23 protein-coding genes are annotated in these 23,988 nt (G+C 74.9%); 16 read left to right on the top strand and 7 right to left on the bottom strand.

What is annotated here, in order from left to right; translation table 11 throughout:
- Nucleotides 1-16: 16 nt before the first annotated feature.
- Nucleotides 17-673: an NAD(P)H-dependent oxidoreductase gene (locus AB0D67_RS19285; protein WP_362936949.1), complete on the bottom strand. Its 657-nt coding sequence runs from the start codon at nucleotides 671-673 to the stop codon at nucleotides 17-19.
- 160 nt (nucleotides 674-833) lie between these two features.
- On the opposite strand from AB0D67_RS19285, the gene AB0D67_RS19280 reads away from it, so the two are divergent.
- Nucleotides 834-1,700 (top strand): helix-turn-helix domain-containing protein, encoded by an 867-nt coding sequence (locus AB0D67_RS19280; RefSeq protein ID WP_362936946.1) that lies wholly within the window; start codon nucleotides 834-836, stop codon nucleotides 1,698-1,700.
- Between the two features lie 111 nt (nucleotides 1,701-1,811).
- Here AB0D67_RS19280 and AB0D67_RS19275 read toward each other — a convergent pair whose 3' ends face one another.
- The gene (locus AB0D67_RS19275; RefSeq protein ID WP_362936943.1) at nucleotides 1,812-2,207 is read right to left on the bottom strand and encodes a nuclear transport factor 2 family protein; all 396 of its coding nucleotides are present in this window, start codon (nucleotides 2,205-2,207) and stop codon (nucleotides 1,812-1,814) included.
- Between the two features lie 47 nt (nucleotides 2,208-2,254).
- Here AB0D67_RS19275 and AB0D67_RS19270 point away from each other — a divergent pair, with 47 nt between their 5' ends.
- From AB0D67_RS19270 to AB0D67_RS19260, 3 genes are all read left to right on the top strand, one after another.
- Nucleotides 2,255-2,884 (top strand): CGNR zinc finger domain-containing protein, encoded by a 630-nt coding sequence (locus AB0D67_RS19270; protein ID WP_362936940.1) that lies wholly within the window; start codon nucleotides 2,255-2,257, stop codon nucleotides 2,882-2,884.
- Nucleotides 2,885-2,947: 63 nt separating this feature from the next.
- A complete protein-coding gene (locus AB0D67_RS19265) occupies nucleotides 2,948-6,160 on the top strand; it encodes a BTAD domain-containing putative transcriptional regulator (RefSeq protein WP_362936936.1) in 3,213 nt (1,070 codons plus the stop codon).
- A gap of 200 nt (nucleotides 6,161-6,360) precedes the next feature.
- Nucleotides 6,361-7,527: an FAD-dependent monooxygenase gene (locus tag AB0D67_RS19260; RefSeq protein ID WP_362936933.1), complete on the top strand. Its 1,167-nt coding sequence runs from the start codon at nucleotides 6,361-6,363 to the stop codon at nucleotides 7,525-7,527.
- Nucleotides 7,528-7,602: 75 nt separating this feature from the next.
- Here the strand turns inward: AB0D67_RS19260 and AB0D67_RS19255 are convergent, their stop codons facing one another.
- Nucleotides 7,603-8,853, bottom strand: a complete 1,251-nt coding sequence (locus AB0D67_RS19255; protein ID WP_362936930.1) for a glutamate--cysteine ligase — start codon at nucleotides 8,851-8,853, stop codon at nucleotides 7,603-7,605.
- A 430-nt stretch (nucleotides 8,854-9,283) separates the two neighbouring features.
- Between AB0D67_RS19255 and AB0D67_RS19250 the strand changes: the two genes are divergently transcribed.
- Entirely contained in the window at nucleotides 9,284-9,715 is a 432-nt protein-coding gene (locus AB0D67_RS19250; protein WP_362936927.1) for an anti-sigma factor antagonist, read from the top strand.
- 33 nt (nucleotides 9,716-9,748) lie between these two features.
- On the opposite strand, the gene AB0D67_RS19245 is transcribed toward AB0D67_RS19250, so the two are convergent.
- On the bottom strand, nucleotides 9,749-10,495 hold the full coding sequence (locus tag AB0D67_RS19245; protein WP_362936924.1) for a hypothetical protein: 747 nt from the start codon (nucleotides 10,493-10,495) through the stop codon (nucleotides 9,749-9,751).
- A 234-nt stretch (nucleotides 10,496-10,729) separates the two neighbouring features.
- Complete coding sequence (locus AB0D67_RS19240) at nucleotides 10,730-11,404, bottom strand: hypothetical protein (RefSeq protein ID WP_362936921.1); 675 nt, start codon at nucleotides 11,402-11,404, stop codon at nucleotides 10,730-10,732.
- A 440-nt stretch (nucleotides 11,405-11,844) separates the two neighbouring features.
- Here AB0D67_RS19240 and AB0D67_RS19235 point away from each other — a divergent pair, with 440 nt between their 5' ends.
- The 9 genes from AB0D67_RS19235 (at nucleotide 11,845) to AB0D67_RS19195 (ending at nucleotide 20,232) form a co-directional block, all read left to right on the top strand.
- Nucleotides 11,845-13,680 (top strand): glycosyltransferase family 2 protein, encoded by a 1,836-nt coding sequence (locus tag AB0D67_RS19235; RefSeq protein WP_362936918.1) that lies wholly within the window; start codon nucleotides 11,845-11,847, stop codon nucleotides 13,678-13,680.
- 70 nt (nucleotides 13,681-13,750) lie between these two features.
- A complete protein-coding gene (locus tag AB0D67_RS19230) occupies nucleotides 13,751-14,770 on the top strand; it encodes an energy-coupling factor ABC transporter permease (protein WP_362936915.1) in 1,020 nt (339 codons plus the stop codon).
- Nucleotides 14,770-15,534 (top strand): cobalt ECF transporter T component CbiQ, encoded by a 765-nt coding sequence (cbiQ, locus tag AB0D67_RS19225; protein ID WP_362936912.1) that lies wholly within the window; start codon nucleotides 14,770-14,772, stop codon nucleotides 15,532-15,534. Before AB0D67_RS19230 ends, cbiQ begins: the two co-directional genes overlap by 1 nt.
- Before the next feature lie 44 nt (nucleotides 15,535-15,578).
- On the top strand, nucleotides 15,579-16,382 hold the full coding sequence (locus AB0D67_RS19220; RefSeq protein ID WP_362937121.1) for an ABC transporter ATP-binding protein: 804 nt from the start codon (nucleotides 15,579-15,581) through the stop codon (nucleotides 16,380-16,382).
- A 114-nt stretch (nucleotides 16,383-16,496) separates the two neighbouring features.
- Nucleotides 16,497-16,844: an STAS domain-containing protein gene (locus AB0D67_RS19215; protein ID WP_362936909.1), complete on the top strand. Its 348-nt coding sequence runs from the start codon at nucleotides 16,497-16,499 to the stop codon at nucleotides 16,842-16,844.
- A gap of 37 nt (nucleotides 16,845-16,881) precedes the next feature.
- Nucleotides 16,882-17,655, top strand: a complete 774-nt coding sequence (locus AB0D67_RS19210) for an SDR family NAD(P)-dependent oxidoreductase (protein ID WP_362936906.1) — start codon at nucleotides 16,882-16,884, stop codon at nucleotides 17,653-17,655.
- Nucleotides 17,656-17,680: 25 nt separating this feature from the next.
- On the top strand, nucleotides 17,681-18,445 hold the full coding sequence (locus AB0D67_RS19205) for a crotonase/enoyl-CoA hydratase family protein (RefSeq protein ID WP_362936903.1): 765 nt from the start codon (nucleotides 17,681-17,683) through the stop codon (nucleotides 18,443-18,445).
- Nucleotides 18,446-18,782: 337 nt separating this feature from the next.
- Nucleotides 18,783-19,436 carry a rhomboid family intramembrane serine protease gene (locus tag AB0D67_RS19200; protein ID WP_362936900.1) on the top strand — a complete coding sequence of 218 codons (654 nt, stop codon included), beginning with the start codon at nucleotides 18,783-18,785 and terminating at the stop codon, nucleotides 19,434-19,436.
- Nucleotides 19,437-19,623: 187 nt separating this feature from the next.
- Nucleotides 19,624-20,232 carry a UTRA domain-containing protein gene (locus AB0D67_RS19195; RefSeq protein ID WP_362936897.1) on the top strand — a complete coding sequence of 203 codons (609 nt, stop codon included), beginning with the start codon at nucleotides 19,624-19,626 and terminating at the stop codon, nucleotides 20,230-20,232.
- Between the two features lie 93 nt (nucleotides 20,233-20,325).
- On the opposite strand, the gene AB0D67_RS19190 is transcribed toward AB0D67_RS19195, so the two are convergent.
- Nucleotides 20,326-20,736 (bottom strand): DUF6223 family protein, encoded by a 411-nt coding sequence (locus AB0D67_RS19190; RefSeq protein WP_362936894.1) that lies wholly within the window; start codon nucleotides 20,734-20,736, stop codon nucleotides 20,326-20,328.
- 218 nt (nucleotides 20,737-20,954) lie between these two features.
- Between AB0D67_RS19190 and AB0D67_RS19185 the strand changes: the two genes are divergently transcribed.
- Together AB0D67_RS19185 and AB0D67_RS19180 are read left to right on the top strand one after the other, a co-directional pair.
- Entirely contained in the window at nucleotides 20,955-22,082 is a 1,128-nt protein-coding gene (locus AB0D67_RS19185) for a histidine kinase (RefSeq protein WP_362936891.1), read from the top strand.
- The gene (locus tag AB0D67_RS19180; RefSeq protein WP_362936888.1) at nucleotides 22,079-22,741 is read left to right on the top strand and encodes a response regulator transcription factor; all 663 of its coding nucleotides are present in this window, start codon (nucleotides 22,079-22,081) and stop codon (nucleotides 22,739-22,741) included. Before AB0D67_RS19185 ends, AB0D67_RS19180 begins: the two co-directional genes overlap by 4 nt.
- A 47-nt stretch (nucleotides 22,742-22,788) precedes the next feature.
- On the opposite strand, the gene serC is transcribed toward AB0D67_RS19180, so the two are convergent.
- Nucleotides 22,789-23,898 carry a phosphoserine transaminase gene (gene serC / locus AB0D67_RS19175; protein ID WP_362936885.1) on the bottom strand — a complete coding sequence of 370 codons (1,110 nt, stop codon included), beginning with the start codon at nucleotides 23,896-23,898 and terminating at the stop codon, nucleotides 22,789-22,791.
- Nucleotides 23,899-23,988 lie beyond the last annotated feature (90 nt).

The following is a 23,988-nucleotide window of genomic DNA, read 5'->3' as shown; positions in this document are numbered from 1 at the left end:
CGTGGGCCGTCGTAGATCACTGTGCCGAACCGCCCGATCGCGCCGCGCTGAGGGAGACCGGCGGGAGACCGTCCCCCGTCCCGGCGGGCTCGCGCAGCGGCCGCAGGGCACGGGACCACGCGACCACCTCGTCCATCATGGTCGTCATGGCCTTCTGCTGGCGCTCCGTCGGGGAGAGCACGCCGGGGTCGGCGGGATCGGTGACGACGATGTCGGTGAACATCGACAGCGCCACCTGGGTGCCCACGACCGCGACCTTCGTCTCGGCCAGGACCAGCCGCAGGTGCTCCGCGGCGCGGATCCCGCCCTCGACGCCGTACCCGACGATCCCGGCCGCCTTGTCGTGCCACTCGGCGTACAGGTAGTCGATCGCGTTCTTCAACGCGGCGGGGACGGAGTGGTTGTACTCCGGGGTGACGAACACGAACGCGTCGAACGAGCGGATCGTCTCGGCCCACCGCACGGTGTGGAGGTTGCGGTAGTCGCCGAAGATCGCCGGAAGGGGTTCGTCCAGCAGCGGCAGGCCGTACTCGGCGACGTCGACCAGCTCGACGGCCGCCTCGCCGGACGCGACGGCGGCGTGCCGTCCGGCGGCCTCCTCGACCCAGCGGGCCACGCCCGCGCCCCGGCGTCCGGGACGGGTGCTGCCGACGACGACGGCTATGCGGATCATCTGGGGTGTCTCCTCGTGCTCGCGGTTCCGGGGCGTCGGAGAGGACGCGCCGGTGGACGACCACCAACCTGCCGGGCCGTACGCGGCGGAGGGAGACCGGCCGGAGGCTGGCCCTCGTGGGGCCACCCTCGGTACCGGTACCGGGCGGTACGTTCTGGATGTGAGTGACAACGAACTGGGCATGTTCCTGCGCGCCCGCCGCGAGGCCGTCACGCCCGCCGAGGTCGGGCTCCCCGAAGGCATGCGGCGGCGTACCCCCGGGCTGCGCCGGGCCGAGCTGGCCACGCTCGCCGGAGTCAGCGTCGAGTACCTCACGCGGCTGGAGCAGGGACGCGACCGGCATCCGTCCCCGCAGGTGCTCACCGCGCTCGCCGACGCGCTGCGCCTCTCCGCGGACGAGCGGTTCTGCCTCCTGCGCGCCGCCAAGACGGTCAGCGGTGACCTGCTGGCCTGTCCGGGAACCGCGCCGCCTGACCGGTCGGTCCGCCCCACGATGCGGGCGCTGCTCGACCGGCTCGACCCCGCGCCCGCCGTGCTGCTCAACCGGCTGGGGGACGTGCTGGCCTTCACCGGCGGCTACGAGCGGCTCGCCGGTCCGATCGGGCTCCTGGACGGCCGGTCGCCCAACGTCGTCCGTCACCTGTTCACCGATCCCCGCGCCCGGGCCGCCTACCCCGACTGGGACCGGGTGGCCGATGAGCGGATCGCCGTCCTGCGGGCCGGATGCTCCCCGGCGGATCCGCACCTCGCCGGGTTCGCCGAGGAGCTGACGGGCGTCGCCGGCGCGTCGTTCGCCGCCCGGATGGCGGTCCCGGCCGCTCCTGCCGTGCACTCCCGGGACATGGGCGCCGAGCGGCTGGTCCACCCGGAGGTCGGTGAGTTGCGGCTGGTGTGCGAGGCGCTCAACCCGTCCGGCGCGGACGACCAACGCCTGGTCGTGTACCTCCCCGCCGACGACGCCACGTCCGCCGCCCTCGACCGTCTCGCCGGCCGCGCACCCGGCGCGCTGCGCGCGGTGGCCGGCTGACGCGGCCCGGCGACCGTACGGCACCGCGCTTCCGACCAGGTCCGGCGGTCATCCGGCGCCGGGTGGCCACCGGCCGGCGCGGGATCCGCCCGGCCGGTCCGGTGACCCGCGTCAGTGGGCGGGCTCGGGGGTGATCTGGAAGAGGGCCGCCCTCCAGGCCCCGTCCGCGCTCCGGGTCAGCGCGGTGGTGGCGAAGACCGTCATGGTCTGCGGGTCGGTGCCGTTCACCAGCATGTCGATCTCGACCCTGCTGGTGTGCACGACGCTGCCGGGACCCAGCGTGATCACCCGGTGGTCCGACTGTTCGGTGCGGGTGTAGGGGTTCCGGTTCTCGGCGAACCCCTTCAGGATCGCGTCCCGGTCGGTCACCACGCCCCACGGTGAGACGCTGACCGGGTCGTCGGTGAGGAAGCCGTCGTAGAAGGCGGCGTCGCCGTTCCGGTTGGCCTCCCACGCCCGGTCCATCAGATCGATGATCTCCCGCATGACCCCGCCTCTCGTTCGCACCGGATGATGACACCGGTTTAACTGGTGTCAGAGGCTAGACTGGCGGGGTGAACAACGCAAGCGGCATCCTCCTGACACCCAGGGACGGTCAGACCTTCCGCTTCGACGCGGGGACGCTGTGCCTGGAGTTCCTGCTCACCGGCGCGCTCCCGCAGTGGGAGCGGTTGCACACGCCGGAGGACCTGGCGGCCTGGATCCCTCGGTCCAGGCTCGGCCTGCCGGACCGGATCGTGGTCGGCGAGGCCGACCTGGCCGGGGCCAAACGGCTGCGCGCCGCGATCCAGGCCCTGGCCGAGCGCGCGACGGGGACGGAGGGCGCGGCGGAGGCGGAGGGCGCGCCCGCCGTCGATCCGCGGGGCGCGCTCGCCGTGCTCAACGAGTTCGCCGCCGCCCCGCCTCCCGCACCCCTGATCACGCCGTCCTTCCGGCTGGGCTGGGCGACGCCGGTGACCGGCACGCAGTTCCTGTCCGCGGTCGCCAGGGACGCCGTCGAGCTGTTCGGCGGGCCGATGGCCTCCCGGGTGCGCGTGTGCGGCGGGGAGCGCTGCCTCCTCGTCTTCCTGGACACCTCCCGTCCCGGCGCCCGCCGCTGGTGCTCGATGGACCGCTGCGGCAACCGGCACAAGCTCCGCACCCGCCGCGACCGCGCCCCGCGATCCGCGCCGGAGGAGCCGTAGGGCCGAAGAGCCCTGAGGCTCCAGGTCGGCGGAACACACCGGATATGGGGGACAATCAATGCCGTGCGGTTCGGCGTTCTGGGGCCACTGGAGGTGCGGTCCGCCTCCGGTGAGGAGATCCCGGTGGGCGGTCCCCGGCCGCGCGCCCTGCTGGTGATGCTGCTGCTGAACGCCGGCCGGGTGGTCGGCGTGACGGAGCTGATCGACGGCCAGTACGGCGACGACCCCCCGGCCGGCGCCGCGAACGCGCTGCAGGCCCAGGTGTCCCGGCTGCGCCGGAGCCTGCCCGCCGGAACCGTGGAGTTCCACGGGACCGGGTACCGCCTCGCGGCCGATCCCGGCGACGTCGACGTCCACCGGTTCGAACGGCTCGCCCGCGAGGGGCGGCGGCTGCTGGCCGAGGGCCGTCACGAGGCCGCGGCGGGCATGCTGCGCGAGGCGCTCGGCCTGTGGCGGGGACCCGCCCTGGCCGACCTGCCGCCCGGATCGTTCCGCCGGGCCCGGGAGACGCACCTGGAGGAGCTGCGGCTCGTCGCCGCGGAGGATCTCGCCGAGGCCGAGCTCGCCCTCCCCGAGGGGACCTCGGTGGCCGGGCTGCGGCGGCTGGCGGACGCGCACCCCCTGCGGGAACGGCTCAGGGGCCAGCTCATGCGGGCCCTGCACGCGGCCGGACGGCAGGCCGAGGCGCTGGAGGTCTTCGAGGAGACCCGGCGGACCCTCGCCGAGGAGCTCGGCGCCGACCCCTCCCCGGAACTGGCGGCCGTCCACCTGGCCGTGCTGCGCGCCGCCGAGCCCGCACCGCCGCCGAGGCGGCGGCTCGCGGCCCAGCTCACCAGCTTCGTGGGACGCGAGCCGGAACTGGAGCGGCTCGGCGCGCTGCGCGGCTCCCGGCTCGTCACGATCACCGGTCCGGGCGGCATCGGCAAGACCCGGCTCGCGATCGAGGCGGCCGGGAGGGACCGGCGCGAGGCGTGCTTCGCCGACCTGACCTCCGCCGCCGGCGACGACCAGGTGTCCCGGGCGGTGCTCGGCGCGCTCGGGCTGCGCGAGGCCGGGTTCCAGTCACCCCGCGCGGCCGATCCCGTCGGCCGCCTGGTGACGGCGCTCGCCGGCCGGGAGACGCTGCTCGTCCTCGACAACTGCGAGCACGTGGTCGCCGGGACCGCCGCGCTGGTCCGCGAGCTGCTGGCCGACTGCCCGGGGCTGAGCGTCCTCACCACCAGCCGCGAGCCCCTCGGCATCACCGGTGAGACGCTGGTGCCGCTGGCTCCGCTGGCCGTCCCGCCCCCGGACCCGCCGCCGCGGGACGCGGCCGCCTACCCCGCCGTCCGCCTGTTCGCCGACCGGGCGGCCGCCGTACGGCCCGGCTTCGAGGTGGAGCCGGGCAACGCGGCCGCGGTCGTCCGGATCTGCGCGGCGCTGGACGGCCTGCCGCTGGCCATCGAGCTGGCGGCGGCGCGGCTGCGGTCGTTCACCGCCGAGGAGATCGCCGCGCGGCTGGCCGAGCACGGCCGGTTCCGGCTGCTGTCGCGCGGCGACCGTACGGCGGCGGCCCGGCACCGGACCCTGCGCGCGGTGGTGGAGTGGAGCTGGGATCTCCTCACCCCCGACGAGCGGGCGCTGGCCCGGCGGCTCGCCGTGTTCACCGGCGGCGCGTCCCTGGAAGCGGTCGAGGAGGTCTGCGGCGTGGACGACGCCGCCGGACTGCTGGCCGACCTGGTGGACAGGTCGCTGGTCGAGGCGGACGGCGACCGCTACCGGATGCTCAGCACGATCCTGCTGTTCTGCGCCGGGAAGCTGGCCGAAGCCGGGGAGGAGGAGCGCCTGCGCGCCGCCCACGCCCGCCACTTCCTCGGCCTCGCCGAACGCGCCGGCCCCCACCTGCTCCGGGCCGGGCAGCTCGAGTGGCTGGAGCGATTGTCGGCCGAGCACGGCAACCTGATGGCCGCGCTGCGCTGGGCCGTACACGGGGACCGGGAGACGGCGATGCGGCTGGTCGCCGCGCTGGCGGCTTACTGGTGGCTGAGCGGGCGGCGCAGCCAGGCCGGGGAGGCCGCCGCCGAACTCCTCGACGCGGCCGGCGGTCCGCCCGGGGGGCTGGAGGAGGAGTACGTCGTGTGCGTGGCGCACGCCATGCCGCGGGCGCCGGCGGAGCACTGGGAGCGGGCCGGGGAGATCATGCGGTCGCTGGACCGGCCGACGCGCCACCCGTTCACCGTGGCGCTGTGGGGCATGCTCGCCGGGCCGTGGGGGCTGCCGGAGCCGATCGGGCCCGGGGCGGAGCGGCTGCTCGGCTCCGACCCGTGGAACCGGGCGCTGGGACGGCTGAGCCGGGCCCTGCTGGCGGTGTTCGGCGGCGAGGTCGCCCGGGGGGAGCGGGAGTTCACGGAGGCGCTGCCGCGGTTCCGCGACCTCGGCGAGCGCTGGGGGACCGCCCAGGTGCTCGACGGGCTGGCCCTGATCGCGGGGTCGCGCGGCGAGTGGGCGCGGGCCCGGGAACTGTGGGACGAGGCGCTGCGGCTCATGGAGGAGCTCGGAGCCCTGGAGGAGAGCGCCGACCTGCTCGCGCACCGGGCCGAGGCGCTGGTGCGCCAGGGCGACCTCGCCGCCGCCGACGGCGACTACCGGCGGGCCGCGGAGCTCGCCCGCGAGGCGGGCTGGCCGGACGCGCCCGCCGAGGTCCACCTGGGCCTGGGCCGGATCGCCTGGTACCGGGGTGACCTCGCCGAGGCCCGCCGGCTGTCCGGCGCCGCGCTGCGCGTCGCGGAGGGCGGGACCCTGGCGGCGGGGGCGCGGGCGCGGGCGCTCACCGCGCTCGGGCGGCTGGCCGCGGCAGAGGGCGACGTCGCCGGGGCACGGCTCCGGCACCGGCGGGCGCTGGCCGAGGCCCGCAGGTCACCGCTGACGCCGGACCTCGCCGCCGCCGCCGAAGGGTGGGCGGACGCCGTACTGCCGAGGCACGGGGGAGAGCCGGCGACGGCCGCCGGGGGCTCCACGACCGGGGACGCCGCGGCGGGTACGGCGGGCCTCGCGCGGACCGGGGAGAGCGCGCGGGAGGCGGGAGAGCGGGCCGCCCTGCTGCTGGGAGCGGCGGTGGCGCTGCGCGGCCTGGCCGTGGCGGGGGACCGCGACGTCGCGCGGACCGCCGTGGACGCGAGGGACCTCGCCGGGGCGGAGGCGTTCGCGGCGGCGTTCGCCCGCGGGGCCGCCATGGGCCGTGACGAGGCGCGGGCGATGCTCGCCGCCGAGGCGGACGAGGACGGCGGACCCGTGTAGACGCGGGGCGCGGACGCGCGGGGATCCGGGGGTGAGGACACGGAGACGCGGAACTCGAGGATGAACCCGTGTAGACGCGGGGTGCGGACGTGCGGGGACGCGGCGGCGCTGACAGCGGCTGACAGTGCGCGGCGGCCGGGGAGCGCGGGTGTCAGCCGGTGGTCCGCGGGCTGTCAGCGCCCCCGGCGAAGGTCGGAGGCATGAAGAACACCACGGTCCTCATCTCCGGCGCGAGCATCGCCGGCCCCGCACTCGCCTACTGGCTGAACCGCTACGGCTGCGCCGTCACCGTCGTCGAGCGGGCGCCCTCGCTGCGCCCCGGAGGGCAGGCCGTCGACTTCAAGGGCGAGACCCAGCTCTCCGTGCTGAGGCGGATGGGCGTCCTGGAGGAGGTGCGGCGCCGTCAGACCGGCGGCACCGACCAGGACATCGTCGACGCCGCCGGACGGCGGCTGGCGGTCCTGCCGGGCGAGTTCACCGGCGGCGACGTCGAGATCCTCCGAGGCGACCTGTCGGACCTGCTGTACGAGAGGACGGCGGGCCGCTGCGAGTACGTCTTCGGCGACTCGATCACCTCGCTCACCGAGACGGCGGACGGCGTGCACGTCACCTTCGAGTGCGGCGCGCCGCGCACCTTCGACCTGGTGGTCGGCGCGGACGGCATCCACTCCAACGTGCGGCGGCTGGCCTTCGGCCCCGAGTCCGAGTACGTGCGCTTCCTCGGGTACCACTACGCGCTGGCCGACCTCGGCGCCGACCTCGGCACCGGGATGTACAACGAGCCCGGCCGGATGGTCTCGCTCGGCGGCCCCAAGTCGCCCGCCTTCTTCGTCTTCGCCTCCCCGCGGCTCGACTACGACCGCTACGACGTCGAGGCGCAGAAGCGGATCCTGGCCGACGCCTACCGGGACGCGGGCTGGCGGGTGCCCGAGATCCTCGCTCGTCTGCCGCACGCCCGCGAGCTCTATCTCGACTCGATCAGCCGGGTCCACATCGACCGGTACGCCAGTGGGCGGGTGGTGCTGCTCGGCGACGCGGCCTACGGCAACACCCTCGGCGGCTTCGGCACCGGTCTGGCCCTCGTGGGCGCGTACGTGCTGGCCGGGGAGCTGGCGCTGGCCGGCGGCGACCACCGGGCGGGGTTCCGCGGGTACGAGGAGCTGCTCCGCGGCTACGCCAAGGTGACCCGGAAGGGCGACGCCGGCGCCTTCCTCGCCCCGTCGACCCGCGGGAGGATCAGGATGCGGAACTGGATGTTCCGGCGTCGGCTCATGTTCGCGCTCATGGTGAAGCTGACCGACCGGTTCGCCACGGACATCGAGCTGAAGGACTATCCGTCGCTGGTCGCGGCCTCCGCCGCGAGGTGACACCGGGCCTCCGCGCCCGCCGCCGGGAACGGCCCCCTCCGCCGGGAACGGCCCCCTCCGCCCCCGCGCCCGCCGTCAGAAGGGGAGGTCGGCGGCGGCCGGGCGCGGCCGCGGGGGAAGGCCGGTGAGGAAACCGGGGACGGCCAGGGTCTGCCGGACGACCAGCTCGGCCACGTCGGTCACCCGCCGGCGGCGGTGGTAGGCGGCGCGCTGGCGGGCCGCGCCGGAGCCGAGGCGCCGGATCCGGTCCAGCCCGGTCGCCACCAGGCCGAGGTCGCCGCTCTCCTCCAGGCCGGGGCGGGCGCGGTCCAGCAGCCGGCCGGCCAGCTCCCACGCAGGCGCCCGGCGGCCGGAGGGGAGCTCCACCCCGTCGCCCTCGATGCCGTCGCGGGCCGCCCGCCAGTACGCGGCGAGCAGCGGCGTCTGGTCGACCGGGGGCGGCGGGACGCCGCGCCGCACGTCGGCGAGGAGGGCGGCGACCAGTCCGCGGACCAGCCCGGCCAGCACCGTGGCCTCCTCCACGGTGGCGCAGGTGTCGGCGGTGCGGAACTCCAGGGTCGGCAGGTGGTGGGAAGGTCTGATCAGCCAGTGGAGCATCCCGCGGTCCAGGATGGTCCCGCTCTCGCACAGGGTCTCGACGAGGGCGTCGTAGTGCGCGGCGGACTCGAAGACGGGCGGCGGCCCGACGCTCGGCCACCGGGACCACAGCGTGGCCCGCCAGCTCGCGTACCCGGTGTCGACGCCGTCGCAGACGGGGGAGTTGGCGGACAGGGCCAGGAGGGTCGGCAGCCAGGGCCGCGCGTGGTTCATGACCTGGACGGCCTCCTCCCGGTCGGGGATCCCGACGTGCACGTGGCAGCCGCACACGACCTGGCCCCGCAGCAGCGCCCGGTAGTGCCCGTGGATGCGGTGGTAGCGGGGGGAGTCCGTCAGCGGCGGCATGCCGCCGTCCCCGGCCAGGCACGTGCCGCACGCGGCCGGAGCGGCTCCGGCCCCCGCGGCGGCTTCGGCCGCGGCGTCGCGCAGCCGCAGCAGGTCGTCCGCGAGGTCGCGCAGCCCGGTGTGGACGCCGCTGTTGACCTCGATCTGCATCCGGGTCAGCTCCGGCACTATCCGGTCGCGGGCCGGGCCGGTCACGCGTCCGAGCACCTCCTCCGCGAGGGGCAGCGCCAGGCCGGTCCGCGGATCGATCAGCAGGAGCTCCTCCTCGATGCCCAGGGTGAGCTCGGAGGCGGTGGCCCTCCCGGGGACGGTGGCCGTCGGCGTGCCCGGCTCCCGCGTGGCCGTGAACGGGGATTCCTGCTGCGGGTCGTGGCGATCGGGCACGGCGGATCGGGGCTCCTTCTTCGGACCTGCCTGGGAGGCCCCGGGCGAGGCACGCCTGCCCGGACATCCATCCCTAAAACAGGATTTATGGCTAGTTTTGGGGTCTTTCTCCTGATTTTGGGGATGCCATTGGGAGACGACTGAAAGGCTGACGTCTCCCGGAACCGGTGTGACAGGACGGTGATCGGGTAGGGAGGCGTGGTTGCCTCCACTCCGGCGTGATCCGGTGTGGAGCGGGACCGGTCGCCGGCGACGGTCGGCCATCGCGTGCGGATGAGGGGGTCCACGAGCGGATAACACCGTTTTTTTCGGCGTTCGTCCAGCGATTCGGCCGGTCACGAGGGTGACATCCCCGTGTTCCGCCGCGTCCGGCGGCGGATGCGCCCGTCACCTGTTGCGGATCACGGAATACGGATATGAGGAAATGATCATGGCGTCCCAGCCGCAAAGCGCCACGGCGCTCACCATCTCGTCCCAGACGCGTGACGGAGTGGTCATCCTCCGCGCCCGCGGGGAGCTCGACCTGGGCTCGGCGCCGGTGCTGCGCGACCGGCTGCGGGAGGCCACGGAGCGGCCCGCCGCCCCGGCGCTGGTCGTGGACCTGGCGGAGGTCTCCTTCTGCGACTCGGTGGGGATGAGCGAGCTGGTCCTGGCGCTGCACCGCAGCGAGGACCAGGGGCTGCGGCTGGCGCTCAGCGGCGTCCACGGAAGCCTGGAGCGGCTGCTGCTGGCCACGGGGCTGCACAACGTCTTCGACATCCATCCGACCTTCGTCGACGCCTTCCGAGCGGTCACCGCTCCCAGAAGGCCCGGGAGGCCCGGGAGGGCGGTCACCGTCCCCGGAGGGTCATCCGAAGGCTGAGGCGCCATCCGCCGGCAGCGGGGACGAGCCGGGTCACGCGGGGGAGACGTCGATGTTCCCCGTGCCGGTGAGGACCCGGACCAGCCGCGGCGAGGCCGGGTCGTCGGCGACGGCGACCCGGGTGAGCCCCGTGGCGGTGCCGGTGACGATCCGGTAGGTCCCGGGCGGCAGCCGCACCACACCGTCGCCGGTGCCGGTCCGCACGTCCACCGCGTCGGGCGGACCGGCGAACCCCAGCCGTACGGCGCCGGCCCCGGCCGCGGCGGACACCTGCCGGCCCGTCAGGCCGTCGGCCACGACGTCACCGGCCCCCGAGCTCGCCTCCACCGGGCCCGACAGGCCGTGCAGCCCGATCCGCCCGGCCCCGCTGTCGGCCTTGACCCGCAGGCCGCGCGGGATCTCCACCCGGTAGTCCACGACGCACGTCCGGCCGATCCCGTCGGACACCGGCGGGCACGTGTAGTCGAGCGTCAGCGTGCCGTCCAGCACGGGATGCCGGGTGACGGGCCTGCGGTCCGTCCACCGCAGGCTCTCGGTGACGTGGGCCCCGGGGCGGGACGTCTCCGTCACCTCGATGGTCCCGGCGGTCGCGACCCTCAGGCCGGTCAGCGGGCCGGCGACGTCGTAGGAGACGGTCTCGTGCCGCTCGGAGCCCCCGGGGCCGCCCGGACCGCCGGGCGGCACGGGCCCGGCGAGTCCTCCCGGCACCCCGGCGCCGCCGGCCTCGCAGCCGGAGACCGCCAGGCCGGTCGCGAGCAGCACCGCCGCGACGACTGTCATCGATCACCTCCACGCGGGGCCTCTCCGCCCTGGCGGGAGGGGACGCGGAACGGGGCCGCCTGGCCGTACGGCGCCGGCTTCGGGGAAGGCCCGGAGCACCCCGAAGGTACTCCGGGCCGCCCGGCGGAGGACGCCGTTCCGCACCGAACCGTGGAACGTTTTACCCGGCCGGAGCCGTCCCTCGACGTCTCCGGGAGACGCCGGGCGCCGTCGGGACGTCCGTACGGGAGGCCGTCAGAAGATCCGGCACACCTCCCCGGCCATGGCCGCCTGCCAGGGGACGGTCGCCGAGGATCCCTCGCCGCCCTCCATGGCGTCCCGGTCGAACCCGGCCAGCGGGACCTCGACGACCCGCCGGCCCGTGCCCTGCCTGACGCGGACCGGGACGGGCCAGTCCTTCCGCGGCACGGCGTCGCAGTCGGTCACCCGGTAGCGCAGCTCGTAGCTCACCCGCTCCTTCGGCTGGACCGTCTGGGGGCTGTCGTCGGCGGACATCAGCCGCAGCCCCGGGCCGCTGCGGCCGATCCCGACGAGCGTCACGGGTCCCTTGTTGAGGCTCTGCACGTCCACCCCGATGCTGAACTCCCGGGCCCCGCCGTTGACCTGGCTGGAGTTCGCCGTAGACCGCAGCCGGAAGCGCAGGGGCGCGCTTCCGTCGGCGGGCCCCTCCGGTCCGGCGGCCGGGACCGCGACGGCCGGGGCGGAGGCGGCCGCCGGACCGGCGACCGGCGCGGCGGCCGAGGCGGGGAGGGGGAGGCAGAGCGCGGGCGACATCGCGCAGGCCGCCAGGACGAGCGCGCGGGCGGAGACGGCGGGGCGGCCCTCCGGGCGCCGGTCGCCGTCCGGCGCCCCGGTCGCGTCGTGGACGTGTGTTCCGGTCATGCCGTGGGTGTTCGGTGTCACGTTCATGTCGTGGAGATTGGCTGGTGGGGCGGCAAGGCAAACTCATGCCGTGATCATGAATGCATACAGGCCGCCGGCCCCGGGTCCCGCCCCGGAACGGTCCGGTGTCCCTGACACGATCACCACGGTGGTCCCCCGCGGACCCGCCCGCCGGACGCCGGTGCGGCGGCGAACCGTACGAACCGGGTGTTCTCCGCCTCCGATGGCGCGGCGGCCCGAAGACCGGCGGACCAACACCGCGGATCCGCCACGGGCGGAGGGTTCCACGACGCATACTGTAACGCCAAGAAAGCGGAAAGTAACCGACGAGGGGCGCGGCGGTGACGGGGACGATCCTTCAGCGAGTCCGGACCGGCCATGGCGGGGAGGCCGGGGAGACGACGGGAGCGGGCCCCGCGGGAGGGGCCGGGCGCCGGGGGACGGCCCGCGCGGGGGCCCCGCCCCACGTGGACGTGCTGCGCGACATCGACGTCAGCGTCGTCGTGCCGGTCCACAACTGCCGCCCCTACCTCGACCGGTGCCTGACGTCCATCCTGGTCCAGCGGGTCTCCCGGGAGATCGTCGTGGTGGACGACGGCTCCACCGACGGCGGCGCCGAGCTGCTCGACCTCTACGCCGCGTGCCATCCCGGAGTGGTGCGGGTCCTCCGGCAGGGACACTCCGGCGGCGCGGGCCGTCCCCGCAACGTCGGGCTCTCCCATGCCCGCGGCAGATACGTGTTCTTCTGCGACGCCGACGACCACCTCGGCCCGGAGGCGCTGGAGCGGATGCTCGCCATGGCCGACCGCAACGGCTCCGACATCGTCCTCGGGAAGATCGTCGGGCACGGCCGGCGCGCGCCGGTCTCGATGTTCCACGAGAACGCCGACCGGGTGCCGCTCGGCGACAGCGCGGTCTACAACAGCCTGAGCTGCTTCAAGCTGTTCCGCCGGGAGATGCTGGAACGCCACGCGATCCGCTTCGACGAGAGCCTGCTGGTGGGCGAGGACGTGGTCTTCACCACCCACGCCTACTGCCACGCCGAGGTGATCTCGGTGGTCGCCGACTACGACTGCTACCACCTGGTCGACCGGCCCGACGGCAGCAGCATCATGCAGCGGCCGGACAGCCGCGACCCGGTCGCCTGGCTGCGGATGATCAGGAAGCCGATCGAGGTGATGACCTCCCACGTCCGGCCGGGGGCGCTCCGCGACCACCTGCTGCGGCGGCACTTCCGGATGGACGCCTTCGGCAGCCTGGGCAGGCCGTTCCTGGAGGCGGGCCCCGCCCGGCGGGAGGAGATCGCCGCCGAGGTGGCCGACCTGTGCGACCGCTGGCTGACCGACGGGGTCCGCGACCGGCTGCGGGCCATCGACCGCAGCCGGCTCGCCGCGCTCCGGGACATCGACCGCCTCGTCCGGCTGGCGCACGTCGAGTCGGCCGCGATCCGGCGCGAGCTCACCGGCCTGCGCTGGGACGCCGAGGGGCGGCTGGCCGTCTCCGGCCGGGTGGCGTTCGGCGCGCCGGTCGGGGGCGACGGCCCGGAGCCGGAGGTGGGCGGCCTCGCACTGGTCCTGCGGCGGCGTCACGAGGGCCCGGAGCGGCCCCGCGACGTCGTGGTCCCGGTCACCGGCGGGCCCGAGGGCTTCGTCGGGCCGATCGACGTCGCGGCGCTGTCCTCCGGCGTCTGGGACGTCCACGTGCGGATCGAGTGCGAGGGGGTCGCCCGGCTGGCCCGGCTGGGCGCCGACCGCGCCGGGCTGGTCGTCCCGCCCACGCCCCGGGTGACGGGCGGCGTCGTGGCGCTGCCGTACTTCACCCGGCCGCACGGCAACCTCAGCGTCGACGTCGGCGGCCACGTGGTCAGCGTCCCGGGCAACGTGCGCCTGACGCGGACCCGCTGGATGTTCGGCCACCGGCTGGCGATCGACGGGGAGGTCAGCGTGGGCGCGGCCCGGCCGGCGGCGCGCGCCGTACGGCACCTGGTCTGGCGGGAGCGGTGCTCGGGCCGGGAGCGCCGCGAGCCGGTCGTCGCCGGGGAGGGCGGCGCGTTCGCGGTGCGGCAGGCGGCGAGCCGGCTCGGGCCCGGTACCTGGGACGCCTACCTGGAGCTCGATCTCGGCGGCCCGCCCGCGCTCTTCCGGATCGAGGCGTCGGCGGAGGCGATCGCGCCGCCGCGCACCTGGTGGCGCGGCCTGGTCCGGCGGAACGTCCGCCCCTACGCGACGGCGGGCAAGGGGCGGCTGAGCACGGCGGTGCGGACCCTCACCCCCGGGACGTTCGTCCGGAGACTGCTCCGTTAATGCCACTTAATTGCAACTACAAGTCGATGGCCTAAAGTATGGGGGCGATGCCGCACTTGGGAGGTTCGCCGTGCACGTACCCGATGGATTCTTCACCCCGGCCGTATCACTGTCGGCCGGCGTCGTCGCCGCGGCGGGGGTGGCGGTGGCGCTGCGCGGCGCCCGCCGCGAGCTCGACGACCGGACGGCCCCGATGGCGGGCCTGGTCGCCGCCTTCGTCTTCGCCGTCCAGATGCTGAACTTCCCGGTGGCGGCGGGCACCAGCGGCCACCTCCTCGGCGGCGCGCTCGCCGCGATCCTCGTGGGACCGTACACGGCGGTGCTGTGCATGGCCGTCGTGCTCCTGGTGCAGGGCTTCTTCTTCGCGGACGGCGGCCTGACCGCGCTGGGCGTCAACATCACGCTCATGGGCATCGTCTCGGTCCTCGTGGCCTGGGGCGTCTTCCGGCTCGTCACCCGGGTCGCGCGCGGCCGCGGGGCGGTCGTCGCCGCCTCCTTCGCCGCCGCGCTGCTCTCGGTGCCCGTCACGGCGCTGGCGTTCACCCTGCTGTTCTGGCTCGGCGGCACCGCGCCCGTCGCGGTCGGCACGGTCGCCGCGGCCATGGGCGGCGTGCACACGCTCATCGGCATCGGCGAGGGCCTGATCACCGCGGTCACCGTCAGCACCGTCCTGGCCGTCCGCCCCGACCTGGTGTACGGCGCGCGCGGCCTGGCCGCCCCGCTGGTCCTGCGCGGTCCCGGCGGCGAGGAGGTCGAGGCCGGGAACACGGGGAACACGACGACCGCCCCGCGCCGGCGTCTCGGCTGGTTCGCCCCGGCCGCCATCGCGCTGACCGCGGTGCTGGCCGGCGGCGTCAGCTTCTACGCCTCCGCCTCGCCCGACGGCCTGGAGCGGGTCGCCGAGGACAAGGGCTTCGCCGACCGCGCCACCGACCACGCGCTGGGCGACCAGCCGCTGGCCGACTACGGCGAGCAGGGCGGCCTCCCGGTCGGGGTGGCGGGCCTGCTCGGCGCCGGGGTGACGCTGGCGGTCGGCGGCGGGCTGTTCACCGCCGTGCGGCGCCGTACGCGGGAGGGGGCGGCGGCCTGATGGGCGCCGGGCACCACCACCGCCTCCACCTGCCGGGAGACTCACCCGTCCACCGGCTGCCGCCGCAGTGCAAGCTGGCGGCGGTGGTGTGCTTCGCGCTGGTGGTGGTCGCCACCCCGCGCGAGTGGTTCGGCCTGTTCGCCTGCTACGGCGCGCTGCTGGCGGCCGTGGCGGTGATCGCGCGGGTCCCGCCGGGCTTCCTGCTGCGGCGGATGGCGGTCGAGGTGCCGTTCGTGGTGTTCGCCGTGGCCCTGCCGTTCGTCGGGTCCGGCGGACGGACGCCGTTCCTCGGGCTGTCGCTCAGCGTGGCCGGGCTGTGGGCGGCGTGGAACATCCTGGTCAAGGCCACCCTGGGGGTGCTGGCGAGCGTCCTGCTCGCGGCCACCACCGACCCGCGGATGATCCTGCTGGGCGCGCAGCGGCTCAGGCTGCCGCAGCTGCTGGTGCAGATCGCCATGTTCATGCTCCGCTACCTGGACGTGATCCTCGCCGAGATGCGGCGCATGCGGGTGGCCAGGGAGTCGCGGGGGTTCGCCGCGCGGGACGTCCGGCACATCCCGGTGATCGCCAGGTCGGCGGGCGCGCTGTTCATCCGGTCCTACGAGCGGGGCGAGCGGGTGCACCTGGCGATGCTCAGCCGCGGCTACACCGGGTCGATGCCGGTGCTCGCCGACGCGTCCGCCTCGTCGCGGCAGTGGCTGGCCGCCGGTATGTTGCCTGGCGTGGCGCTCGCGGCGCTGCTGGGAGTCTGGGGGCTGGCGTGAGCGCTGGGACGGGCGCGGGTACGGGCGCCGACGCGGGTCCGGAGATGGGCACGGGCGCGGAGACGGGTACGGCCGCCGTGCCGTCGCTGGAGGTGAGCCGGCTGGCGTACGCCTACCCGGACGGCACGCAGGCGCTGTTCGGCGTTGACCTCCGCCTGGAGCGGGGGGAGCGGGCGGCGCTGCTCGGCCCGAACGGCGCGGGCAAGACCACGCTGGTGATGCACCTCAACGGCATCCTGACCGCCGGCCACGGCACGGTGACCGTGGCCGGGCTGCCGGTGGGGGGAGACTCGCTCAAGGAGATCCGCAGGCGGGTCGGGCTGGTCTTCCAGGACCCCGACGACCAGCTCTTCATGCCGACCGTCCGCGAGGACGTCGCCTTCGGCCCGGCCAACATGGGCGTCCGGGGCGACGAGCTGGAGCACCGGGTCGTCACCGCGCTGGAGCGCGTGGGCATGCTGCACGCCGCCGACCGGCCGCCGCACCACCTGTCCTTCGGCCAGCGACGCCGGGTCGCGGTGGCGACCGTGCTGGCCATGGAGCCGGAGATCCTGGTGCTGGACGAGCCGTCGTCGAACCTCGACCCGGCCTCCCGCCGCGAGCTGGCCGAGATCCTGCGGAGCCTGGACGTGACCGTGCTGATGGTCACGCACGACCTGCCGTACGCGCTGGAGCTGTGCGAGCGCTCGCTCATCCTCTCCGGGGGCGTGATCGCCGCCGACGGGCCGACGCGGGAGATCCTCGCCGACCCGGAGCTGCTCGCCGCCCACCGCCTGGAGCTGCCGTACGGCTTCGCGATCCCGGACGGCGCCGGCATGGGACGCGCGGGCGGCGCCGGTGATATGTGATGGATTGTAGGGAAAGCTCCTGATCCAGCGGGATGATCCGCACGGTCGTGGGACCTCACGGGCGGTGATGCCGAAGTAAAGTGGGGGCTGCCTCACGGGTCCCGAGGAGGAGTGATGAAGCTGCGGTTGGCTCGCCGTCCCGTTGGTGACGCCGTGGTGGTGGCCGTCGAGGGAGAGCTCGACCTGTTCACCGCTCCCTTCCTGAGAGACGAGATCCGCGACGCCATCACGCTCGACGGCCCACGGCTCGTCCTCGACCTCACCGACCTGTCGTTCATGGACTCCAGCGGCCTGTCCGTGCTGATCGAGGCGTGGCGGCTGACCACGGCCCAGAGCGGCGGGGTCCGCCTGGCCTCGCCGCAGACCCCGGTGGCGCGGATCCTGCGCACCACCGGTCTCGACCGGCGCATCAAGGTCTACCCCGACGTGGACGGCGCCGTGGGGGAGATTTGGCCACCCTGAGTAGAACTTCATTCGGTCCCCGCGTTAAAGTCCGCTCATGGACCTGAACGGAGCAGCAGCAATCATCTCGGGCGGCGCCAGCGGTCTCGGCGAGGCCACGGCCCGCGAGCTCGCCGCGCACGGCGCCACCGTCGTCATCGCCGACCTCAACGAGGAGCGCGGCAAGGCCATCGCCGACGAGCTCGGCGGCCTGTTCGTCAAGACCGACGTGTCCGACGAGGAGCAGGTGCAGGCCGCGGTGGACGCCGCCGTGGCGACGGGCAAGCCGTTGCGCGTCGTGGTGAACAGCGCCGGCATCGGCTGGGCCACCCGTACGGTCAACCGCGACGGCTCCCCGCACGACCTGGCCTCCTACCGCAAGGTCATCGACGTCAACCTGATCGGCACCTTCAACCTCATGCGCATCGGCGCGGCGGCCATCGCCAAGACCGAGCCCGCCGACGAGGACGGCCAGCGCGGCGTGGTCGTCAACACCGCCTCGGTGGCGGCGCTGGAGGGCCAGACCGGCCAGGTGGCCTACTCGGCGTCCAAGGGCGGCATCGTCGGCATGACGGTCCCGGCCGCGCGCGACCTGGCCGCCATCGGCGTCCGCGTCAACACGATCTGCCCCGGCATCATCGACACCCCCATCTACGGCTTCTCGGGCAACGCCGAGGAGTTCAAGGCCAAGCTGGTGGCGCCGGTGGTCTTCCCCAAGCGGATGGGCCGGCCCTCGGAGTTCGCCCACCTGGTGCGCGCGCTGATCGAGAACGACTACATGAACGCCGAGGTCGTCCGCTTCGACGGCGGCATCCGCTTCCAGCCCAAGTAGTTTCCAGCCCAGGGAGGAGTGACCGGTGTCTGACGAGGTTCTGGTCGACGTCGAGGACGGCGTCGCCGTCATCACGATCAACCGCCCCCAGGCCAGGAACGCCGTCAACGGCGCGGTGGCCCGGGGCGTCGCCGCGGCCCTGGACGAGCTGGAGGAACGCAAGGACGTCGCCGCCTACGTCCTGACCGGCGCCGGCGGCACGTTCTGCGCCGGCATGGACCTCAAGGGCTTCCTGACCGGTGACTTCCCGGTCGTGGAGGGCCGGGGGTTCGGCGGTCTCGTGGAGGCTCCCCCGAAGAAGCCGATCATCGCCGCGGTCGAGGGCTATGCCCTGGCCGGCGGGTTCGAGCTGGCGCTGGCCTGCGACATCGTCATCGCCTCCGAGGAGGCGAAGTTCGGGCTGCCGGAGCCCAGGCGCGGCCTGGTCGCCGGGGCCGGAGGGGTCATGCGGCTGCCGCGGCGCATCCCGTACCACCTCGCGATGGAGATCGCCCTCACCGGCGACCACTTCCCGGCCTCCCGGCTGCGGGAGGCCGGCCTGGTCAACCACGTCACGCCCGCGGGTGAGGCGCTGGCCAGGGCGGTCGAGCTGGCCCGGCGGATCGCGGCGAACGCCCCGCTGGCGCTGGCCGCGACCAAGCGGGTGATCGTCGAGTCGGCCGACTGGAGCACCGAGGAGATGTTCGCGCGCCAGCAGGAGATCATCAACCCGGTGTTCGGCTCCAAGGACGCCATGGAGGGCGCGGCGGCCTTCGCGGAGAAGCGCACCCCCCGGTGGCGGGGCGAGTAGCGCTCCGCGCCGCACGCCTCCCGGCCGTTCCGGGGCCCGCCGTTTCCCGGCGGCTCTTCCCCGGCCGTCCGGAGCCTCCTGCCAGGCCGTCCCAGGCCGTCTCCCGGCGGCGCGCTCTCGGGCCGTCCGGGGCCTGCCCGCCCGGTCGCCCCGGGCCGTCTCCCGGCAGCGAGCTCTCGGGCCGTCCCGGACCCGTTTCCCGCCGGCGCTTCCGCCGCCGGGAAACGGGTCCCGAAGATGAGCGCATTTCCGCCGTGAAGTGCATACCGTAAAGGTGTGGGCAACCCGGGCGGGGGCACGTGATGTCCACGCGAGGCTCCGACGGCCAGGAGAGTGCATGAACGACCACCCGACCGGGGTCCGCCCGACCGGCCCGTCCAACCCGTCCTCCACCGCCCGGTTCCGCCGCCGGGCCGGTGACCTGGCCGCGAGCGCCGCGGGCGCGGCGGTGGTCAACATCCTCCTCGTCGCGGTCATGTGGGCGAGCGAGATCGCCGACTACGTGCTGCCCGCCGACTTCGACGCCTACGGCATCCGCTCCTGGAACCCGGAGGGACTGTCGGGCATCCTCCTGGCCCCGTTCCTGCACGCGGGCTTCGGCCACCTGATGGCCAACTCGCTGCCCCTGCTGATCCTCGGCTTCCTCGCCGCGCTGCGCGGCATCGGCCGCTTCCTGGCCGCCAGCCTGATCATCATCGTGATCAGCGGCCTGGGCGTGTGGTTCACCAGCCCGCCGACGTACGTCACGGTCGGCGCGAGCGGGCTGGTGTTCGGCTACTTCGGCTTCGTCCTGGCCCGGGGCCTGTTCGACCGCCGCGCCCTGGACATCGTGATCGGCATCGGCGTGGCGGTGGCGTACTACTCGATCATCTGGGGCGTGCTGCCCGGCCAGGCGGGCATCTCCTGGCAGGGACACCTGTTCGGCCTGCTAGGCGGGATCGTGGCGGCGGGGGTCCTGCGCCGCAGGCGCCGCGCCCTGCCCGCCTACTGAGACGTCCCGCGTGCGGCACGGGAGCCGGGACCATACGGCGGGCGCCGGACGGGATGTCCGGGCGGGGTGTCCGGACGGGAGCGGGGACCGTACGGCGGCTGCCCGGCGGGGCCGGCCGGGGTGTCCGGACGGGACGCCTGGCTAGAGTGGTCCGGACGAACGCCGGCCCCGGGGGAGCGGAGCATCCGTGGACGACACCACACCCGACGACCGCGCCGCGGACGCCCCCGGAGGACGCCGTACGGCGCCCCGCGGCGTGCTGGTGAGGCGCGCGCTGCCCACCGAGCCCGCGGTGCGCGGCTCGGCGTCGCTCTTCATGACCGAGGCGGGCGCCCAGGGCGTCCGTCCGGGTCGTCAGATGCTCCACGTCGGCCCGGAACCGGCCGCCGGGCACATCGCCGAGGCCCTGCGCGTCGAGCCCGGCACGGAGGTCCTGGCGCGCCGCAAGCTGCTGCTGGCCGACGACGTGCCGGTGCGGATCGCCACGAGCTTCTTCCGCCTCGACGTCTTCGGCGGCACCCCGATCTGCGCGCCCGGCTTCGTCACGCCGACCCTGCAGGCCGGGATCGAGGCGCTCGGGCACCGCTTCGGTCACGCCGAGGAGTATCTCGTCGCCCTGCCGGCCACCGGCTCCGAGACCGCCGCGCTCCGGCTCGACCCGGGGGAGTGGGTGGTGCGGATCGTGCGCGCCGCCTACGGCGACGACGGCACGCCGGTGCACGTCCTGGAGACGGTCTGCGCGGCCTCGCGGCACGTCTTCCCCATCGCCCAGGTCACCGGCGCCGACGAGTTCTGAGCCGGCCGTACGGCACGGCTTCCCGCCCGGTCACGCGGCTCGGCCACGCGACGCGGTCTCCGGCCCGGTCACGCGGCGCGGTCTCCGGGCCGGTCAGGCGGCGCGGCGGGAGCGGGCCAGGGCCCGCCAGCCGACGATCATGGCGGCCGCCCCCAGTGCCAGGGCCAGGTAACCCCCGACGATCCCGCCGCCGGTGCCGGGACCGCCCTCGGAGTTGATCACGACCAGCCCGCCGACGACCACGCCGACCAGCCCCGACGCCAGGGCCGCGGTGGCCTTCCGAGTGGTGTCGGTACGGCCGGCGGAGCGCAGGGCCAGCCCGCCGGTGACCACGCCGGCCAGCGCCGGCACGATGGCCACCAGAGACCAGAGACGCCCGGCGGTCAGGGTGTAGGCGCCGACGCCGGCAGGCTGGGCCAGGACGTGCGCGGCCGCCGACGCGGCATGCCCGGAACCTTCGGTCAGGGTGGCTCCGGCGGCGGTGAGCAGGTGATGGACGGACATGAGGTGTTTCCTCTCCCCCTACGACTGGACGTCGCCCGATCATGCCCGCCGGGCCCGCCGCCGGTCGTCCGCCGGACGCGGACGATCCGCGCTGCCGCCGCCGCGGCAGCCGGCCGCCGAGGCTGACGCGGCCGACGTGGGGATACCGCGGGCGCGGTAGCCGGGCGGTCATCCGTACGGAGGAGTCGCCCGCGCGGGCGTCGGGTTAGGGTGCGCGCATGAGCACAGGACGGTCCGGGGCGCGGGCGGACGCCATGGACTGGGCGATCGCCGTCGGCATGGCGGCGGTGCTGCTGGTCACGGGGCTGTCCGGGCGGCACCCCGCCACGGGTCCGTACCTGCTCGGCTACGCGCTGCTGGTCGCCGGCGGCCTGGCGCTGGCCGCGCGCCGCCGGGCCCCGGTGCCCGTCCTGGCCGTCACCGGGCTGTGCGCGGTGGGCTACCAGGCGGCCGGTTTCGACGTGCCCGCCGTGCCGTACCTGTTCGCGGTGTACGCCGCCGTGCGGGCGGGACACCGGGCCGTCACGGTGGGGGCGAGCGTGGCCATGCTGGGCCTGCTGCCCGTGGCGGCCCTGGTCTCGGGCATGCATGACACGGGTGAGGCGTTCGCGCGGGCCCGGGGAGCCCTGGAGCTCGCCTGGCTGATCGCGGCCGGCGCCGCGGGAGAGGCGCTGCGGCAGGCCGAGCGGCGGGCGGAGGAGGCCGAGCGCACCCGGGAGGAGGCCGCGCGGCGCCGCGCCGACGAGGAGCGGCTGCACATCGCGCGGGAGCTGCACGACTCGCTCACCCACCAGATCTCCGTCATCAAGGTGCAGGCGGAGGCCGCCGTCCACGTGGCCCGCAGGCGGGGCGAAGAGGTGCCGGAGGCCCTGCTGGCGATCCGGGAGGCCGGCCGCGAGGCGGCCCGGGAGCTGCGCGCGACCCTGGAGGTGCTGCGCGACGACGCCAGGACCCCGCCGCACGGGCTGGGCCACGTCCCGGAACTGGTGGAGCGCGCCCGCGCGACCGGCCTGGACGCGAGACTGACGGTCGGGGGACGCCGGCACGACGTGCCGGCCGCGGTGGACCGGACCGCCTACCGGATCGTCCAGGAGTCGCTGACCAACGTCGCCCGGCACGCCGCCGCCGCGACGGCGTCGGTCCGCATCGACTACCGTCCCGGCGCCCTGGTCATCCGGGTCGACGACGACGGCGCGGCCACGCCGGACGACGCCCCGGCGCCCGGCGTCGGGCTGCTCGGGATGCGCGAGCGGGTCACCGCCCTCGGCGGCCGCCTGCGCGCGGAGCCGCGCGCCGGAGGCGGGTTCACCGTACAGGCCGAGCTTCCCGTGGACGGGGTGTCGTGATCCGTGTCCTGCTGGCCGACGACCAGCCGCTCATCCGCAGCGGGTTCCGCGCGCTCCTCGATCTGGAGGACGACATCGAGGTGGTGGCGGAGGCCGGTGACGGGAGCGAGTGCCTGGAGCTGGCCAGGGAGCACCTGCCCGACATCGCGCTCGTCGACGTCCGGATGCCGGTCCTCGACGGCATCGAGGCGACCCGGCGCATCGCCGCGGACCCGGCCCTGGCCGGGGTGCACGTCGTCATCCTGACGAACTACGGCCTGGACGAGCACGTCTTCGAGGCGCTGCGCGCCGGAGCGGCCGGGTTCCTCGTCAAGGACGTCCTGCCGGAGGACTTCCTGCACTCCGTGCGCGTCGCCGCGCGCGGCGACGCGCTGCTCGCCCCGTCGATCACCCGCAGGCTGATCGACCGGTACGTCGCCCAGCCGCCCCGCACCGGCGCCGTCGCGGCGCTGGGGGAACTGACCAACCGCGAGCGCGAGGCCGTCGCCCTGGTCGCGCGGGGACTGTCGAACGACGAGATCGCCGGTCACATGGTGATCAGCCCGATGACCGCGAAGACCCACGTCAACCGCGCCATGACCAAGCTCCGCGCCCGCGACCGCGCCCAGCTCGTGGTCCTCGCCTACGAGTCCGGCCTGGTGGTCCCGAACGGCTCCTGAGGTCTTCCCCCGCGGCCCGGCCCCTAGCCGGGCCGCGGGAACGGAACCTAGAGACGCTCGACCACGTGGTCGATGCAGACGGTCAGGGCCTCGACGTCGTCGGGGTCGATGGCCGGGAACATCGCGACGCGCAGCTGGTTGCGGCCGAGCTTGCGGTACGGCTCGGTGTCGACGATGCCGTTGGCGCGCAGCACCTTGGCCACCTGCGCGGCGTCCACCCCGTCGGCGAAGTCGATGGTCCCGACCACGTTGGAGCGGAACTCCGGACCCGCGAACGGGATGGTGTAGGAGGTCTTCTCCGCCCAGGTGTACAGGCGGCGGGCCGACTCGGCCGAGCGGGCGGTGGTCCAGGCCAGGCCGCCGTTGCCGTTCATCCACTCGATCTGCTCGGCGAGCAGGAACAGCGTGGCGACCGACGGGGTGTTGTAGGTCTGGTCCTTGGCGGAGTTGTCGATCGCCGTCGGCAGGCTGTAGAAGTCGGGCACGTATCGGCCGCTCGCCGCGATCTCCTCGACCCGCGCGAGCGCGGCCGGGGACATCAGGGCGATCCACAGGCCGCCGTCGGAGGCGAAGCTCTTCTGCGGCGCGAAGTAGTAGACGTCGAACTCGCCCGCCTCGACGGGCAGGCCGCCGGCGCCGGAGGTGGCGTCCACCAGGACCAGCGAGCCGTCCTCGCCGACCCGCCGGATCGGCATGGCGACGCCGGTGGAGGTCTCGTTGTGGGTGAGGGCGTAGACGTCCACTCCCTCCTCGGCGCGGGCCTGCGGATGGCTGCCGGGGTCCGACTTGATCACCGTCGGGTCGCCCAGCCACGGGGCCCTGGCGGTGACGGTGGCGAACTTGGAGGAGAACTCGCCGAAGTGCAGGTGCTGCGACCTGTCCCGGACGAGCCCGAAGGCGGCGATGTCCCAGAACGCGGTGGTGCCGCCGTTGCCGAGGACGACCTGGTACCCCTCGGGCAGGGAGAACAGCTCCGAGAGGCCCGCGCGCACCCGCCCGACGAGCGACTTGACCGGCTTCTGGCGGTGGGAGGTGCCCATCAGGGCCGATCCGGAGGCGGCCAGAGCGGACAGCTGCTCGGGGCGCACCTTCGAGGGCCCGCAGCCGAAGCGGCCGTCGGCGGGCTTGATGTCAGTGGGAATCACGATGTCAGCCACCCCGCCAGACTACTGAGCCATGCCGCGTGACTCGTACGAGGTCCGCATGATGAGACATTCGTGTCTGACAAGCGGAACGGCCGCCGCGCG

Source organism: Streptosporangium sp. NPDC048047, from assembly GCF_040653115.1.
Classification (GTDB): Bacteria; Actinomycetota; Actinomycetes; order Streptosporangiales; family Streptosporangiaceae; genus Streptosporangium.
Note: the sequence above shows the minus strand (reverse complement) of the source record. Positions and strands in the feature narration are given on the sequence as shown.

Excerpts from the sequence above, each read along its gene's own strand:
- AB0D67_RS19190 (WP_362936894.1), bottom strand. The coding sequence starts at position 20,736 with ATGTCCGTCCATCACCTGCTCACCGCCGCCGGAGCCACCCTGACCGAA.
- AB0D67_RS19245 (WP_362936924.1), bottom strand. The coding sequence starts at position 10,495 with ATGACAGTCGTCGCGGCGGTGCTGCTCGCGACCGGCCTGGCGGTCTCC.
- AB0D67_RS19200 (WP_362936900.1), top strand. The coding sequence starts at position 18,783 with ATGAACGACCACCCGACCGGGGTCCGCCCGACCGGCCCGTCCAACCCG.
- cbiQ (WP_362936912.1), top strand. The coding sequence starts at position 14,770 with ATGGGCGCCGGGCACCACCACCGCCTCCACCTGCCGGGAGACTCACCC.
- AB0D67_RS19240 (WP_362936921.1), bottom strand. The coding sequence starts at position 11,404 with ATGAACGTGACACCGAACACCCACGGCATGACCGGAACACACGTCCAC.
- AB0D67_RS19220 (WP_362937121.1), top strand. The coding sequence starts at position 15,579 with ATGGGCACGGGCGCGGAGACGGGTACGGCCGCCGTGCCGTCGCTGGAG.
- AB0D67_RS19215 (WP_362936909.1), top strand. The coding sequence starts at position 16,497 with ATGAAGCTGCGGTTGGCTCGCCGTCCCGTTGGTGACGCCGTGGTGGTG.
- AB0D67_RS19285 (WP_362936949.1), bottom strand. The coding sequence starts at position 673 with ATGATCCGCATAGCCGTCGTCGTCGGCAGCACCCGTCCCGGACGCCGG.
- AB0D67_RS19210 (WP_362936906.1), top strand. The coding sequence starts at position 16,882 with ATGGACCTGAACGGAGCAGCAGCAATCATCTCGGGCGGCGCCAGCGGT.
- AB0D67_RS19185 (WP_362936891.1), top strand. The coding sequence starts at position 20,955 with ATGAGCACAGGACGGTCCGGGGCGCGGGCGGACGCCATGGACTGGGCG.
- AB0D67_RS19250 (WP_362936927.1), top strand. The coding sequence starts at position 9,284 with ATGGCGTCCCAGCCGCAAAGCGCCACGGCGCTCACCATCTCGTCCCAG.
- AB0D67_RS19260 (WP_362936933.1), top strand. The coding sequence starts at position 6,361 with ATGAAGAACACCACGGTCCTCATCTCCGGCGCGAGCATCGCCGGCCCC.